Origin of the sequence: Streptobacillus felis, from assembly GCF_001559775.1 — a bacterium.
Classification (GTDB): domain Bacteria; phylum Fusobacteriota; class Fusobacteriia; order Fusobacteriales; family Leptotrichiaceae; genus Streptobacillus; species Streptobacillus felis.
The window spans coordinates 1-357 of record NZ_LOHX01000197.1 but is presented as its reverse complement, the minus strand read 5'-3'; the positions used below and the strand labels follow the sequence as shown (position 1 = coordinate 357).

1 protein-coding gene is annotated in these 357 nt (G+C 30.5%); it reads right to left on the bottom strand.

What is annotated here, in order from left to right; all coding sequences use genetic code 11:
- Positions 1-219: 219 nt before the first annotated feature.
- The gene (locus tag AYC60_RS09595) at positions 220-354 is read right to left on the bottom strand and encodes an FAD-dependent oxidoreductase (protein ID WP_414162579.1); all 135 of its coding nucleotides are present in this window, start codon (positions 352-354) and stop codon (positions 220-222) included.
- Positions 355-357 lie beyond the last annotated feature (3 nt).

The window sequence follows — 357 nt, the reverse complement described above, 5'->3', positions numbered from 1 at the left end:
TTTGGTAATAGTAGGTGTTGATAATGTGTTTACGGTGGATTTAATTCCTAATTCATTGGACTTTAATTCATGTAACCACACTTGAGCATAACTAGGATCTGTAAATTATACGTTAGGTACCTTTCTACCTTCTTTTATACTTCTACCTTTTTCATTTAGTTTTTTTGAAACTACTATTCTACTATCAGCCTATTAAACTTCAGTAAACATTTCACCACCTTATACATCTCCTACAGCATATATTCCAGATATTTTTGTTTCTAAATATTCATCAACAAGTATTTCTCCTCTATCTGAAACTTTAACATCATTATTTTCTAATCCTAACCCATCTTTATTCGGCTCTCTACCTATGTA